Source organism: Oscillibacter sp. PC13, from assembly GCF_900115635.1.
Lineage (GTDB): Bacteria > Bacillota > Clostridia > Oscillospirales > Oscillospiraceae > Oscillibacter.
Genome location: NZ_FOXE01000001.1, coordinates 13,147 through 28,410 on the forward strand (window position 1 = coordinate 13,147; position 15,264 = coordinate 28,410).

At 55.3% G+C, this 15,264-nt stretch carries 13 protein-coding genes; 3 read left to right on the forward strand and 10 right to left on the reverse strand.

What is annotated here, in order from left to right; all coding sequences use genetic code 11:
- Together BMZ81_RS00065 and BMZ81_RS00070 are read right to left on the reverse strand one after the other, a co-directional pair.
- Window positions 1-1,350 (reverse strand): MATE family efflux transporter, encoded by a 1,350-nt coding sequence (locus tag BMZ81_RS00065; protein WP_091127564.1) that lies wholly within the window; start codon window positions 1,348-1,350, stop codon window positions 1-3.
- A 39-nt stretch (window positions 1,351-1,389) separates the two neighbouring features.
- Window positions 1,390-2,238, reverse strand: coding sequence for an AraC family transcriptional regulator (locus BMZ81_RS00070; protein WP_091127565.1), 849 nt, complete (start codon window positions 2,236-2,238; stop codon window positions 1,390-1,392).
- A gap of 210 nt (window positions 2,239-2,448) precedes the next feature.
- On the opposite strand from BMZ81_RS00070, the gene thyA reads away from it, so the two are divergent.
- The gene (thyA, locus tag BMZ81_RS00075; protein WP_091127566.1) at window positions 2,449-3,279 is read left to right on the forward strand and encodes a thymidylate synthase; all 831 of its coding nucleotides are present in this window, start codon (window positions 2,449-2,451) and stop codon (window positions 3,277-3,279) included.
- Between the two features lie 12 nt (window positions 3,280-3,291).
- The gene (locus BMZ81_RS00080) at window positions 3,292-3,789 is read left to right on the forward strand and encodes a dihydrofolate reductase (RefSeq protein ID WP_091127567.1); all 498 of its coding nucleotides are present in this window, start codon (window positions 3,292-3,294) and stop codon (window positions 3,787-3,789) included.
- A 56-nt stretch (window positions 3,790-3,845) separates the two neighbouring features.
- Here BMZ81_RS00080 and malQ read toward each other — a convergent pair whose 3' ends face one another.
- The gene (malQ, locus tag BMZ81_RS00085) at window positions 3,846-5,345 is read right to left on the reverse strand and encodes a 4-alpha-glucanotransferase (protein ID WP_091127568.1); all 1,500 of its coding nucleotides are present in this window, start codon (window positions 5,343-5,345) and stop codon (window positions 3,846-3,848) included.
- A 489-nt stretch (window positions 5,346-5,834) separates the two neighbouring features.
- Between malQ and BMZ81_RS00095 the strand changes: the two genes are divergently transcribed.
- Window positions 5,835-6,791, forward strand: coding sequence for a GGDEF domain-containing protein (locus tag BMZ81_RS00095; protein ID WP_091127570.1), 957 nt, complete (start codon window positions 5,835-5,837; stop codon window positions 6,789-6,791).
- Window positions 6,792-6,861: 70 nt separating this feature from the next.
- On the opposite strand, the gene argF is transcribed toward BMZ81_RS00095, so the two are convergent.
- From argF to BMZ81_RS00130, 7 genes are all read right to left on the reverse strand, one after another.
- Complete coding sequence (gene argF / locus BMZ81_RS00100; protein WP_091127571.1) at window positions 6,862-7,845, reverse strand: ornithine carbamoyltransferase; 984 nt, start codon at window positions 7,843-7,845, stop codon at window positions 6,862-6,864.
- Between the two features lie 156 nt (window positions 7,846-8,001).
- Window positions 8,002-9,183, reverse strand: a complete 1,182-nt coding sequence (locus BMZ81_RS00105) for an aspartate aminotransferase family protein (protein ID WP_091127572.1) — start codon at window positions 9,181-9,183, stop codon at window positions 8,002-8,004.
- Between the two features lie 64 nt (window positions 9,184-9,247).
- Window positions 9,248-10,111, reverse strand: a complete 864-nt coding sequence (gene argB / locus BMZ81_RS00110) for an acetylglutamate kinase (RefSeq protein WP_091127573.1) — start codon at window positions 10,109-10,111, stop codon at window positions 9,248-9,250.
- 61 nt (window positions 10,112-10,172) lie between these two features.
- The gene (argJ, locus tag BMZ81_RS00115; protein ID WP_091127574.1) at window positions 10,173-11,396 is read right to left on the reverse strand and encodes a bifunctional glutamate N-acetyltransferase/amino-acid acetyltransferase ArgJ; all 1,224 of its coding nucleotides are present in this window, start codon (window positions 11,394-11,396) and stop codon (window positions 10,173-10,175) included.
- A 17-nt stretch (window positions 11,397-11,413) separates the two neighbouring features.
- Window positions 11,414-12,361: an N-acetyl-gamma-glutamyl-phosphate reductase gene (gene argC, locus BMZ81_RS00120; RefSeq protein WP_091127575.1), complete on the reverse strand. Its 948-nt coding sequence runs from the start codon at window positions 12,359-12,361 to the stop codon at window positions 11,414-11,416.
- A 7-nt stretch (window positions 12,362-12,368) separates the two neighbouring features.
- Complete coding sequence (gene argH, locus BMZ81_RS00125) at window positions 12,369-13,751, reverse strand: argininosuccinate lyase (protein WP_091127576.1); 1,383 nt, start codon at window positions 13,749-13,751, stop codon at window positions 12,369-12,371.
- A gap of 101 nt (window positions 13,752-13,852) precedes the next feature.
- Window positions 13,853-15,076, reverse strand: coding sequence for an argininosuccinate synthase (locus BMZ81_RS00130; RefSeq protein ID WP_091127577.1), 1,224 nt, complete (start codon window positions 15,074-15,076; stop codon window positions 13,853-13,855).
- Between the last annotated feature and the right edge of the window lie 188 nt (window positions 15,077-15,264).

Below are 15,264 nucleotides of genomic sequence, written 5' to 3' on the forward strand. Positions count from 1 at the left end.
TTATTCGGAAAGGCCCATGGTCTCCCACCGGTGCCCAAGAAATCTGGGGATAAATAGGGCCGCCCGGAGAATCCAGTCGAAAAACATGGAAATCCAAATGCCCAGAACACCAAAGCCCAAATACCGGCCCAGCAGAATTCCCAGCCCCACCCGCAGCGTCCACATGGAGATCGTGGAGCCAATCATGGTGTAACGGGCATCTCCAGCGGCCCGGAGAGCCTGAGGAAGCGTGAAGGCCATCGGCCAAATCACAATGCCGAAGAGGCCATGAAGCCAGATAATCTGCCGGGCATACTCCGTGGCCTCCTCAGACACGTTATATAGTTTTAAAATCCAGGGCAGTGCCGCGAAACTCAGCAAAATAATACCCGTCATATAAATGTAGGTGCTCTTCAGCAGCTTTTTTGCATAATACCGGGCCTTTTCATAGTCTCCTGCCCCTACGCACCGGGAAACGACCGTCACCATCGCCAGGCCCAGTGCCAGGCCGGGAACACACTGAAAGCCAGCAATGGTATTGCCGATGGCGTTCGCGGCGATGGAATTCGTCCCCAGCACCGATACTGTGGACAGAAGCAGGATTTTCCCCAACTGGAACATACTGCTCTCAAGGCCGTTTGGAATGCCGAACCGCAAAATATTTTTCACCATATAGCGATCGTGATGGAATGTGAATTGCCGGATCCGAATGGTCAAATTCGGTCTCCGCAGCAAAATCACCATCGCCGCTGCTGCAATAACCCGGGACACCAGCGTTGGAATCGCCACGCCCTCCACGCCTCGGTGGAGGCCAAAAATCAAAATCCCGTTTCCAACCACATTGACCACATTCATCAGGGCGGATACCCACATGGAAATTCCTGAGTTCCCCATAACACGGAACAGTGCCGCCCCCGCGCTGTAAATGGCCAGAAATGGCGTGGATGCCTCCACAATTACATAATACGTGTTGGCGTAGGCAGCCACGTCCGCTTCCACCTGTCCAAAAACCACCCCAAGAATAAAGTCTTTCCACAGGTACAGCAGAACGGTCACCAGCAAAGACACCTCTCCCATAAACAGCAGAATCTGCTGTCCGGAGCGGCCTGCCTTCTCCATTTCCCGGCGGCCCAGATACTGGCCCGCAATGACAGCGCCGCCGGTTGCCAGCGCCGCAAACGCATTCATCAGCAAGACATTCACCGTATCTACCAGGGACACAGCGGAAATTGCCGCAGCCCCCACTTGGGCCACCATCAGCGAATCTGCCAAACCGACGGTAATCGCCAGCAGCTGTTCAATTACCAGCGGAATCATCAAGCGGCGCAAATCCTCCCTGCTGAATTCCACGGTCAGTTGCTTTGTCTCCATATCGTAATGCTTTCTCCCTTTCTCTTCCGTCTTTCCGTATCACCGGAACTCCCGCGGGCTCATATGGAATGTATTCTGAAATGTCCGCAGGAACGTGGAGTACTCTGCAAATCCCGCCTCCTCCGCAGCCTTCATCACCGGCATGCCGCTGCGGATCAGCTCCCCGGCCAGCAGCAGGCGCTTCTGGCTGATGTAGCGGTGAATCGTAAAGCCGGTGACCTCCTTGAAGCGGTGCATCAGGTAGTACCGGCTCAAATAAAATTTCCCCGCCAGGACATCCACCGTCAGTTCCTCCTGCAGATGTTCTCCAATGTAGCGCAGGATTTCCTCCATTTTGGGATCCAGCCGGTAGCTGTCTGTCTCCTCCTGAGCTGTACGATCCTGCAGAATGTCCCGGTTTACCTGAATCAGCAGCTGCTGGCACAGCGTATCCGCCATGCGGGGTGCGCCAAACTCTCCGGAGTGCAGCGCCTCCTCCAGCCGCTGGAGAATCCCCATATACTGCAGCCGCTGCTCTGCGCCGAACCGCAGCAGGTGAAACCCCCGTGCACTGGCAGTTGAAAAGCAGGTGCTCAGTTCCTCACCCGGATCACTGCGGCTTGTCAGCCACTCCCGCCCCAGCCAGATCACAACCCGTTCATAGGGCTCTGTTGGGTCAATGATAGGCCGGTGAATCAAATTGTGCTGTACCAAGAGCAAATCCCAAGGCTGCAGGAAATAGGTAACACCCTCCACCACATACGTGACTTTGCCCCGCAGCAGCAGAATCAGCTTGTCAAATTCATGATAGTGGTAATCCAGCTTTTGTGCACGGCTGTCCTTCAGATGGAACAGGCGAAAATTCTCCTTCAGGTAGCCCCGTTTACCGGCTTCACTTTGATCCAGCACACCCGCACCTCCCGTCTTACTCGTTTAAATAATTTATCTTATCGCACTTTTTATGATTTCTCAACCGGGATTTCGCACAAAGCCGCAAAGAGGCTTGCATTTCTTTTGTGCCCAAATCATGCCGATGGAGAAGCAATTTCCAGATTGCCTTTACTGCCGTTATTTGTTATACTATTTATTTGAAAAATTCGAATATGAGGGGGCCCTGCCATGAGTCGCGCTGATATGCTCTTTCTGCAAAACTGCCGGGAAATCCTGGATCACGGTGTCTGGGATACCGATCAATCCGTCCGTCCCCGCTGGGAGGATGGATCTCCCGCGCACACCATAAAAAAGTTCGGTATCATCAACCGCTATGATCTACAGGAAGAATTTCCCATTCTGACGCTTCGCCGTACCTATTGGAAGACCGCGGTGGACGAACTTCTGTGGATTTGGCAGAAGAAGTCCAATAATATCCATGACTTGAACGGCCACATCTGGGATCAGTGGGCGGATGCCAACGGATCCATCGGCAAGGCCTATGGCTATCAGCTGGGTGTCAAGCACCACTATCCGGAGGGAGACATGGACCAGGTGGACCGGGTGCTGTATGATTTGAAGCATCATCCGGCCAGCCGGCGCATTCTCACCAATATTTATAATTTTTCGGATCTCTCGGAGATGAATCTGTATCCATGCGCATACTCCATGACGTTCAATGTCTCCGGCAATGTCCTTAACGCCATTTTGAACCAGCGGAGCCAGGACATGCTGGCGGCCAACAACTGGAACGTGGTGCAGTACGCGGTGCTGGTCCACATGTTTGCCCAGGTCAGCGGCCTGGTGCCGGGCGAGCTTGTTCACGTCATTGCCGACGCCCATATCTATGACCGACACGTACCCATTATTGAAAAAATTCTGGAGCAGACGCCTTCCCCCGCGCCAAAGTTCTCTGTGGATCCCTCCGTCACGGATTTTTACAGCTTTACCCGTGACAGTTTTTCTCTGGACGGCTATACCCCGGCCCCTTTCCAGGATAAGATTCCCATTGCGGTGTAAGGAGTCTTTGCCATGAATGCGATTGTAGTGGTCGACCAAAACTGGGCGATTGGCAGGGATAATGGCCTGTTGTTCTCTCTGCCCACGGACATGAAGCGGTTCCGCTCTCTGACAACAAGCGGCACTGTCATTCTGGGCCGCAAGACTTTGGATTCCTTCCCCGGAGGAAAGCCGCTGCCAAAACGGCGGAACATCGTGATCACCCGGGATCCCGCTTTTCGGCGGGAGGGGGCCGAAGCAGTGTCCACGCCGGAGGATGCCCTGCAAGCCACGGAAGCACTTCTCTCCGATTCCGTATGGGTGATCGGCGGTGCCAGTATCTACACCGCCCTTCTGGAGCGCTGCAAACGGGTTTACCTCACAAAAGTAGATGCCGCCGCGGAAAATCCGGATGCGTTTTTTCCGAATCTGGACAAGCTGCCGGGCTGGACGGTGGAGCATGTCAGCGAGCCAGTGGAGGAAAATGGGTATACATACCGATTTGTAGACTACATCAATCGAGAGCTGTAGCTTCCTTGTATCTTAAAAAGGACCTGCGCAGATTGATTGCGCAGGTCCTCTTTGTGTCATCCATCATAGCGGGTGTCTGTCGGGCTGCAGCGGCCATAGCAGGCTGTCATCTCCCGGATTTCTCCCGCCAAGTCCTCTGTAAGCTGTCCCGGAAGCATATTCCAGCGCCAGTTGCCCCCCGCTACGCCGGGCACATTGATTCGCGCCTGGCATCCCAACGCCAGATAGTCCTGCATTTGTGCCACAAACAGCTCCGCCACACTGCCCTGCCCCAGGCGCAGCAGGCCCCGCCGCACTGCCTCCCTGCCGCTCACCCCCAAATACTGTTCTGCAAACGCCCGCTCCTCCGGCGCCGCATGGTCATACCAGCCAAGCAGGGTGTCATTATCATGCGTCCCGGTGTAGCAGATGCAGTGGGGCGTATAATGATGCGGCAGATACGCATTATCCGGTCCTGAAAAGGCAAACTCCAACACCTTCATCCCCGGAAGCCCCGCTTCGTCCCGCAGCTGATGTACTGCATCTGTCAGAAGCCCCAGATCTTCGGCGATATAGGTAATCTGTGGAAACCAGCCGGTCAGTACGCCCAGCAGCGCCATTCCCGGCCCCTGTTCCCAATTGCCTTCTTTCGCGCTCTTCGCACTGGAAGGAACCGCCCAATAATGCTCAAAGGCCCGGAAGTGATCGATGCGGATGGCATCAAACAAGCGTGAGGCTCCCTCCACCCGGCGGATCCACCAGCCAAAACCATCTGCTTGCTGCGCCTTCCAGTCATACAAAGGGTTGCCCCAGAGCTGTCCCTCCTCTGAGAAATAGTCCGGCGGCACCCCCGCCACTTTGGCTGGTTTGCCATCGGAGTCCAGCAAAAACTCCCTCCGCTCGCTCCATGTATCGGAGGAGTCCAGGGAAACATAGATGGGCAGGTCTCCAATCAGCCGGATTCCCCGGTGGTTCACGTCACGTTTCAGTGCCGCCCACTGCGTGAAAAACAGGTACTGCACATAGGTATGGAATGCCACCGCCTCCCGAAGCTCCCTCCGGTATCGCTTTACCGCTTCCGGAACATGGCGGCGGAGGGCCTCATCCGGCCAGTCCGGCCAGGCGCGATTCCCGAAATTTTCCTTTGACGCCATATACAGCGCATATTCCTTCACCCACACATTCTGTTCTATGAAGCGCTGTACTGCAGCCGTGTTCCGGCTGTATCCCCTGAAAAAAGCTTTTCGTAGAAGCAGGGTACGGCTTTTTCGCAGCGCGGCATAGTCAATCTGATCCCCCGCCGGAACCACAGCGGCCTTTAAATCCGCATGGTCCAGCAGCCCTTCTTCCTCCAGCAATTCCAGATCGATCAAAAGCGGGTTTCCGGCAAAGGTAGACACGCTGGTATAGGGAGAATTCCCCGCACCCGTTGGCCCCACCGGAAGAATCTGCCACCACCGCTGTCCCGCGGCGTGCAGAAAGTCCGCAAAAACCCGCGCCTCCCGCCCCAGCGATCCAATGCCATAAGGCGACGGCAGGGAAAATATCGGCAACAAAATGCCGGCGGAACGTTCCATTCTCCATCCTCTTTTCTGTATTTGGTATTTGTTCTCAGTTTATGCAGGGCCATGCGTCCGCAGGACATGATGGGTTCTCGTTCCCTTCCTTGGCGGCCGAAGCCCGACAGTGCAGCCTTCTGCCCTGTCTGTTCAAAAGTCAGCGATCCGCAAAATGGGACAATATAACGCCTTTTTTAATGGATATATTGTAAAATAGACCCGTAATAGAACGAACCTGCTCACTCACACTGTTTTGGCGCCTATCACCCTGTGCCTGCGGCAGGAGCAGTTCTATCCGCATGATATCATGCCGCCTCAAAAAATAAAACCCCCTTCTTTCATCACGGAATTCCCGGTGCAAAAACGGCCTCTTGCTGTCCCATGCGTCATCTTCTAACAACTGGACTTTTCTTCTGGAATGGGATATGATATAATATATTTCTTAAAGTTAACGCATATGGTTGGCCATACAATAGCAGAGTCTTTGTGCTGAGAGGAGCGACCATTTTGATTTATGACGAAGACCACCCCATTCCTGCTTTTGCAGACTCCGTCCTGCAGGAATCTCAGAGCGAAAATCTCCTCCTGGCCAAAGGGACGTATCGTCTTCAGGCAAGCCAAGCTTATCTGCTGATGAATTATTTGAGCACGTTTGCCGACATCGCCCGGTTGGTAGATGCTGTTTCCAATACGCAGTTTGTCCCCTGCCAGACAGGTGGAATCGCTGAAGAACCGCACCGCTGCTATGCTGTATGGGGCAAGGAAACCCGCTGTGAAAACTGCATCTCGGCAAAAGCCCTGTCCACCAAGGGACGGGTTTCCAAATTTGAATTTCTGGATGGACACATTTTTTTGGCGATTGCTAAATATGTGGAAATTGACGGTGTCCCCTATGTCCTGGAGGCTGTTTCCAAGCTGACGGAGGATGCTCTGTTTGACGCCGACGGAAAAGGCAAGTTGGCCCAGTTGATCTCCGGTTACAACAAAAAGCTGTACAGTGATGCATTGACTGGCGCTTATAACCGGCAGTATTACGAGGAGCAGGTCAGGGAACTATATGGTTCCTATTCCGTCGCGATGATGGATGCCGATAATTTTAAACAGATCAATGATACTTACGGCCATCATGCCGGAGACTTGGCACTGCAGGCAATCATTCGCGCTGTCTTTTCCTGTGTACGCGGGTCTGACCTGGTCATCCGCTACGGCGGCGATGAATTTTTGCTGCTGTTTCAGAATATCCCCCACGATGGCTTTGCCGGAAAGCTGGAGGAAATCCGGAGCCGGGTCTCCTCCATCGTTTTGAAAGAGTATCCTGCTCTTCGCCCGTCTGTCAGCATCGGTGGTTTCTCCGGCTGCGGAAAGGTTACGGATCTTGTGCGCGAGGCAGACCGGGCCCTGTATCAGGCAAAAAGCACGAAGTCCAAAACGATTTGTGTGCGCGCTCCTGTGACAGCTCCGTAAAGAATCCAATCCGACAGAAATTTTATTAAGAAGGCCCCTTCCGGATAAGCCGGAAGGGGCCTTCTTCTTTTCATTTCATCAGCAGATACATCACTGCCTTAATGGTATGCATGCGGTTTTCTGCCTCATCAAAGACAATGGACTGTTCGCTCTCAAACACTTCGTCAGTAACCTCCATAGCATCACGGCCGAACTTTTCGCCCATTTCCTTACCAACCTTGGTCTTGTGGTCATGGAAGGCCGGCAGGCAGTGCATGAAGCGGCACTGGGGGCCGGCATTGTCCATCAGAGCCTTTGTCACCTGATAGGGAGCCAAGGCGGCAATCCGCTCAGCCCAGACCTCTACAGGCTCACCCATGGACACCCAGACATCGGTGTACAGGACATCCGCATGGGCCGTAGCCGCCATGGGATCCTCAATAAATTCCAGTACGGCTCCCGTCTCCCGGGCAATGGCCTGGCACTGGTCAATCAATTCCTGATCCGGGAAGTATGCTTTCGGCGCACAAGCTACAAAGTGCATCCCCATTTTCGCACAGCCCACCATTAAGGAATTGCCCATGTTATATCGGGCATCCCCCAAATATACCAGCTTAACGCCCTTCAGTTCTCCGAAGTGCTCCTGGATGGTCAGAAAGTCCGCCAGAATCTGCGTGGGATGGAACTCATTGGTCAGGCCGTTGAACACCGGCACCCCGGCATACTTTGCAAGCTCTTCCACCAAAGCCTGGCCGAAGCCGCGATATTCAATCCCATCAAACATTCTGCCCAATACCCGTGCGGTGTCGGCAATAGACTCCTTGACGCCGATCTGAGATCCGGTGGGGCCGAGGTAGGTGCTGCCCATCCCCAGATCCTGCGCAGCCACCTCAAAGGCACAGCGGGTGCGGGTAGAGGTCTTCTCAAAGATCAATGCCACATTCTTTCCCTCCAGATATCGGTGGGGAACGCCGGCCTTCTTCTTGGCCTTCAAATCAGCGGCGGTGTCCAGGAATTCCTGAATTTCGGCGGGAGTAAAGTCCAGAAGCTTCAGAAAATGGGTGTGATGTTCCATATTGTGTCCTCACAATCGTCAGAATTGGCCACACGGTCCCTGCTGCACAAAACCGTGCAAGGTGAACGTGTGTAAAGGTAAAGGTAAAAGTAAAGGATATGGTTATTGTTATGGTAATAGGAACCGTACAGGTTGCATCCAGCCTGTGTCTCCCCGTCAGGCGGAGAGGGTCTTTTTCATAATGGCAACACCCGCATCCATCTCGGCCTTGGTGACCACCAGCGGCGGCAGCAGCCGCATGCCGGGTCCCGCCGTCAGCACCAGCAGGCGGTTTGCAATCAGCTTGTTTGCAAGTTCCTTATTGCTCCAGCCTTCCTTGACGGAAATACCAATCATGAGTCCCATGCCGCGGGTCTCTCCAAAGCACGGCAGTTCCAGCGCCTCAATCTGGTTGCGGAGATAGGTGCCCTTTGCCTGCACATCTTCCAAAAAGGCGTCGTCCATCACTTCCTGTACATAGAGGCCCGCAGCAGCGCAGACGGGATTGGCGCCGAAGGTAGTGGCATGGGTGCCCGGCCCCAGCACATTCCGGCATTTTTCATTGGCCATGATGCCGCTCATGGGAAGTCCGCCAGCAATCCCCTTGGCAAAAGAGGCCACATCGGGGAGGATCCCATACTGCTGGAAGGCGAAGAGGCTGCCTGTCCGGCCCACGCCGGTTTGAACCTCATCCACCAGCAGAAGCCAATCCCGCTCCGCACACAGCTTGGCGACCGCCTGCACATAGTCCTTATCCAGCGGAAGAACGCCGCCCTCTCCCTGGACCAATTCCACCATCACGGCACACACATCGTCTCCTGCGGCGGCCTCCAGGGATTCCAGGCTGTTGGCGTCCGCATAGCGGAATCCCTCGGTGAAGGGGAAGAAGTAATTGTGAAACACCTCCTGGCCGGTGGCGGTCAGGGTGGTGATGGTCCGCCCGTGGAAGGAATTGTTCAGGGTAATGATCGTGGCACGGCCCTGGCCGTACTTGTCAAAGCTGTACTTCCGGGCCAGCTTAATCATTCCCTCGTTGGCCTCGCCGCCGCCGTTGGCAAAAAAGACATTGCTCATGCCGGTGCGCCGGCACAGCTTTTCCGCCAGCCGGGCAGCCGGCTCTGTATAAAACAGGTTGGACACATGCCCCAGCTTCTTTGCCTGCTGTGTGATGCTCTGCACCCAGCCATCATTGCCATAACCCAGGCAGGTAACACCAATGCCGCTGGTAAAGTCGATGTATTCGTTTCCCTCCGGGTCATAGAGCCGGGCACCCTCTCCGTGGTCAATGGCCACGGGAAAACGGCCGTAAGTGCCCATAATGAATTGTCCTGTCAGTGTTTTCATTTCCTCAGAATTCATAAAAAGGTCATCCCCTTCAAACGTTCATTTCGTACATGATTTAACCGGAAGCAGGCACTGTGGTTCACTCCTGCTCCTTTTTCAGCATGGTGCCAATTCCTTTGTCGCTCAGCAGCTCAATCAAGATTGAGTGCGGGATACGGCCGTCCAGAATATGGACCCGCTCCACACCGCCGGCAATGGCGTCCACGCAGCATTCCATCTTCGGAATCATCCCTCCGGAAATGACGCCGTTTGCAATGAGGCCCGGTACCTCATAGGTATGAACCACGTGAATCAGCGTCTCCTCATCGTGGGGATCCCGCAGAAGGCCCCGGATATCTGTCAGCAAAATCAGCTTTTCCGCATCCAGCGCCTCCGCCAGCTTTGCGGCGGCTGTATCTGCATTGATGTTGTACGAGATGTCGGCATCTATCCCCTGGGCTACTGTGGAAACCACCGGAATATATCCGGTCATCAGGGCGTTTTCCACCGGTTCCGGATTCACACCGGTAATCCTTCCCACCAGTCCATACTTTTCGTCCAGCTGCTCTGCCTGAAACAGAGAGCCGTCCATACCACACAGGCCGATGGCCTGGCCGCCCAGGCGGTTCAGCTGTGCCACCAGGTTTTTGTTGACCTTGCCGCAGAGAATGGACTGCACCACATCCATGGTCTCCTCATCCGTATAGCGCAGGCCGTCCACAAATCTGGACGTGTGTCCAAGCTTTTTCAGCATGGCGGAAATCTCCGGCCCGCCGCCGTGGACCACCACCACCCGGATGCCAACCAGACTGAGCAGAATGATATCGCTCATCACGGCTTTCCGCAGCTCTTCTGAGATCATGGCGTTGCCGCCGTATTTGACCACAATGGTCTTTCCGGTAAACTTTTGAATATAAGGCAGGGCCTCCACCAGTGTCTGGGCCTGCTGTGCGTGGGAGGACATGGGTCATTCCTTCTTTCTTATGGTCGGATACCTGGCATGCGCCGCCTGCAGGGAAAGCAGGTTATGTACGGTAATCCCCGTTGATTTTAATGTAATCATAGGTGATGTCACAGCCCCAGCAGGTGCAGCGGCCATCCCCCTCGCCCATGGCAATCCGAATCTCCACATCATGCTCCGTCAGGATTTTCTTGGCAAGATCCTCGTCAAAGGGCAGGCCGCGGCCCTTCTCACACACGGCAATCTCACCCGCGGCGCTGGCAAAGCGGACATCTACTTTGTCCGGGTCAAAGCTCTCGCCGGAATACCCCATAGCGCACAGTACACGTCCCCAGTTGGCGTCAGCGCCGAAAATGGCGGCCTTGGTCAGCGTGGAGGAAATTACGGACTTTGCAATCGTCTCTGCACTCTTCTCGTTCTCCGCGCCGTCAACTGTGCAGGTAATCAAATGCTTGGCGCCCTCACCGTCGGAGACCATCTTCCTGGCAAGCTCCATGCACAGGGCCTGCAGTGCCTCCAGGAACGCCGCATACTCCGGTCCCTTGGCTGTGATGGGCGTATTGCCCGCCAGCCCATTGGCCAGTACGCAGCAGGTGTCGTTGGTGGAAGTGTCCCCGTCTACGCTGATGCGGTTGAAGCTGATCTGGACGGTTTCCAGCAGGGCAGTTTTGATCATCTCTGAAGAAATCGCGCAATCTGTGGTCAGGAAGCAGAGCATGGTACCCATATTGGGATGGATCATACCGGAGCCCTTGGCAATACCGCCCATGCGGACCGTTTTACCGCCGATGGAAGTCTCCACCGCCACTTCCTTTTTCACCGTGTCCGTAGTCATGATGGCGTGGGCCGCCGCGTCGCTGGCCTCCGCCGAATGGGCCAGTTCACCATACAGCGCCGGCACGCCCTCCTCAATGACCTGGATGTTGATGGTCTGGCCGATGACGCCGGTGGATGCCACCACTACATCGCCGGGTGCGCAGCCAATTGCCCGGGCAGCCGCGGCACACATCTTCTCCGCATTCTCTTCCCCGTTGGGTGCGCAGGCATTGGCATTGCCGCTGTTGGCAATCACCGCCCGGGCCTTTCCATCTGCCAAATGAATTTTGTTGATATGGATCGGCGCGGCCTTTACCGCGTTTTTCGTAAATACCGCAGCCGCTGCGCAGTCCACGTCTGATACAATCAACGCCAGATCCTTTTTCCAGGCTGCGTGGGTTTTTACACCCACATGAATGCCCGCAGCCCGAAAGCCCTGTGCAGCACAAACGCCGCCTTCGATAAACTTCATATCAGGTTCCCCCTCCATCAGAGTGTCAGTCCGGCGGTTTCTTTGAACCCCAGCATCAGATTCATGTTCTGAACGGCGGCACCGGAGGCCCCCTTGCCCAGATTGTCAAACAGCGCCGTCACCATCGTCTGCTCCTGATTCCCGCAGACATTGATTTCTAAAGTGTCCTTTCCTGCCATTTTATTGGCTGAAAGTAAGCTGTCATTGGTCCCAAATGGCACCACCTTTACAAAGGTCTGTCCCTGGTAGAATTCCGCCAGTGCCCCGCAGATCTCCTCTGCGGAAGGCTGGCCGTGGAGCAGCCGGTTCTGGAGCAGGATGGTGGTTGCCATTCCCTTGTAGTAATCATCCACCACCGGGTTGAACACGGGTGCAAACTCCAGTCCGGCAATCTTCTGCATCTCCGGCAGGTGCTTGTGCCGAAGGCTTAGTCCATAAATCCGGGGAGCGTCAAATTCCGTCCCCCGATCTGTATCCCCATATTGGGCAATCATTTTTTTGCCGCCGCCGGAGTAACCGGTGAGAGAGTAGACCGCCACAGGATAATCCCTTGGCAGGATGCCCAGCTTCACCAAGGGCGCCGCCGTGGACAGGAAGCCCGTGGCGTGACAGCCCGGATTCGCCACGCGCCTGGACGTTTGGATCGCCGCCTTCTGCTCCGGGCCCAGCTCCGGGAAGCCGTAGACCCAGCCTGAGGCGGTCCGGTGGGCGGTAGAGGCGTCGATGATGCGGGTGTTTGGATTTTCCACCAGCTCCACCGCCTCGGCAGCCGCCGCATCCGGCAGGCAGAGAAACACGATATCCGCCGCATCCATGAGCTTTTTCCGCTCCGCCGGATCCTTTCGCTTTGCCTCATCAATCAGCAGCAGCTCAATGTCGCTGCGTCCGCCAAGCCGCTCGTAAATCTGGAGGCCGGTCGTACCGTCCTTTCCGTCAATATAGACCCTTGGTTTCACTGGGAACATCTCCCTTTCATTTCGTACGGGCTTTCACAAAGCCCTCAATCTCCTGAATCTGCCGGGTGGTCTCGCTGACCGCCGGCCCGCCGTAGCTCTTCCGCTGGCCCATGCAGGTCTCCAGGCTCAATGCTTCGTACACATCCTCCCCAAACAAAGGGGAAATCTCCTGCAGTTCCTGCAGCGTCAGCTCCTCCAGTGTCTTTCCTGTCTTTGTGCAGGCAGCTACCAGATGGCCCACGGCCGTGTAAGCATCCCGGAAGGGCATTCCCTTTTTTGTGAGGTAATCGGCACAGTCGGTGGCGTTGATGAAGCCGTGGCCCGCGGCCTTGCGCATGTTGTCCTGGCGCACGCGCATGGTGTCCAGCATGGCGGCAAAGACAGGCACGCACATCTCTACGGTATCGATGGCGTCAAACACCGGCTCCTTGTCCTCCTGCATGTCCTTGTTATAGGCCAGGGGGAGCCCCTTCATGGTGGTCAAAAGGCTCATCAAATCGCCATACACCCGCCCGGTCTTGCCGCGGACCAGCTCAGCCACGTCGGGGTTTTTCTTCTGGGGCATGATGCTCGAGCCAGTGGCGTATGCATCGTCCAGCTCAATGAACTTGAACTCCCAGCTGCACCAGAGGATGACCTCCTCGGAAAACCGGGAGAGGTGCATCATCAAAATGGACAGCGCACCCATCAGCTCCAGTGCGTAGTCCCGGTCGGAGACCCCGTCCAAAGAGTTGGAGGTAGGCGCATCAAAGCCCAAGAGCTTTGCCGTCTGCCAGCGGTCAATGGGATAGGTGGTCCCCGCCAGAGCGCCGCTGCCCAGGGGACACTCGTTCAATCGCTTTTTGCAGTCCTCCAGCCTTGTCACATCCCGGGCCAGCATCGCGCCGTAGGCCATCAGGTGCTGGGCGAAGGAGATGGGCTGGGCCCGCTGTAGATGGGTATAGCCAGGCATGACAGTCTCTTGATACTTCCTTGCCTGGCGGCACAAAACCGTCTCCAGCTCCAAAAGCTGCCCGATGATGACGGGAATCTGCTCCCGGACGTACATCCGAAAATCCAGCGCCACCTGGTCGTTGCGGCTGCGGGCAGTGTGAAGGCGCTTGCCGGCATCTCCAATGCGGGATGTCAGCAGAGCCTCCACATTCATGTGGATGTCCTCGTTGTCGGCGGTGAATTCAATTTTTCCCGCCTCTATGTCCGCCAGAATGTCCGCAAGCCCTTGGGTGATGGAGGCCGCATCCTCCCGGGAGATGACGCCGCACTCTGCCAGCATCTTTGCGTGGGCCAGGGAGCCGGTGATATCCTCCTTGTACAGCCTTTGATCGAACTGGATGGAGGCGTTGAAATCGTTTACAAGGGCGTCGGTCTCCTTGCCGAACCGCCCGGACCATAATTTCATAACTGTTCCTTTCACCGCAGACGCGGGGCGAAGAGCTGCTCTCCGTCCCGCATCCACGTTTTTCTTTTCAAGAGGGAAACGTTCACTTCCCCGCAAATGTCTTACAGCTTTCCCTGCTCCCGCAGTGCCAGCACGGTATCCGGCAGGCCCCACAGGTTGATAAAGCCGGTGGCGTCGCCCTGGTTATAGTCGCTTTCGTTAAAGGTTACCAGATTTTCGGAGTACAGGCTGCAGGGAGAGGTGATGGAGGCTGTGATCATATTGCCCTTGTACAGCTTCAGCTTCACGCTGCCGGTCACATGCTCCTGGGTCTTGTCCGCAAAGGCACTGAGGGCCTCCCGCAGGGGGGTAAACCACTTGCCGTTGTAAATCAGATCAGCAAAATCCACTGCCAGTTTGCTCTTCATGTGGGCAGTATCCTTGTCGATGGTGATCATCTCCAGGCACTGATGCGCCTTATACAGAATCGTGCCGCCCGGTGTCTCATACACGCCGCGATCCTTCATCCCCACCAGCCGGTTTTCCACAATGTCCAACAGGCCGATGCCGTTCTCACCGCCCAGCTTATTCAGCTTGCGGATGATGTCGCTGGCTTTCATCTTCTCGCCATCAACAGCAACAGGTACGCCCTTTTCAAAGTCCAGCGTCACATAGGTGGGTGCATCGGGGGCAGAGATGGGGGAAACGCCCATTTCCAGGAAGCCCGGCTTCTCATACTGGGGCTCATTGGCGGGATCCTCCAAATCCAGGCCCTCATGGCTCAGATGCCACAGGTTCTTGTCCTTGGAATAGTTGGTCTCTCTGGAGATCTTCAGGGGTACGTTGTGGGCCTCTGCATAGTCAATCTCCTCGTCACGTCCCTTAATGGACCACTCTCTCCAGGGGGCGATGATCGTCATCTCCGGAGCAAAGCGCTTAATGGTCAGTTCAAAACGCACTTGGTCATTTCCCTTGCCGGTGCAGCCGTGGGCAATGGCATCCGCCCCCTCGGCTTTCGCAATCTCCACCAGCTTTTTGGCAATAATCGGTCTTGCAAAGGCCGTGCCCAGCAGATACTGCTCATAGCTGGCGCCCATCTTCAAAGAGGGGATAATCACGTCATCCACCATCTCGTCGGTCAAATCCGCAATGTACAGCTTGCTGGCACCGGTCTTCAGCGCTTTCTCCTCCAGGCCGTCCAGCTCGTCATTCTGGCCCACATCACCAGCCACGGCGATGATCTCCGGATTGTTATAGTTCTCCTTCAGCCAAGGGATGATGATGGACGTATCCAAGCCGCCGGAATAGGCCAGTACAATTTTTTTAATATCTTTTTTATCCTTCATGATGGGTGCCTCCATATGTCTTGTTTGATGATGGTTGAATTATACGCCTACTATGAATATTTATTCAAGCACAATCTTGCACAACAATTTAATTTACAATTGGTTAATTTTGCATATTTTCACTGCATTTCATGCTGCCTTTTGAGTTTTTCTCAAACCATTGCCCCATTTTTCGGCGCAGACCATTC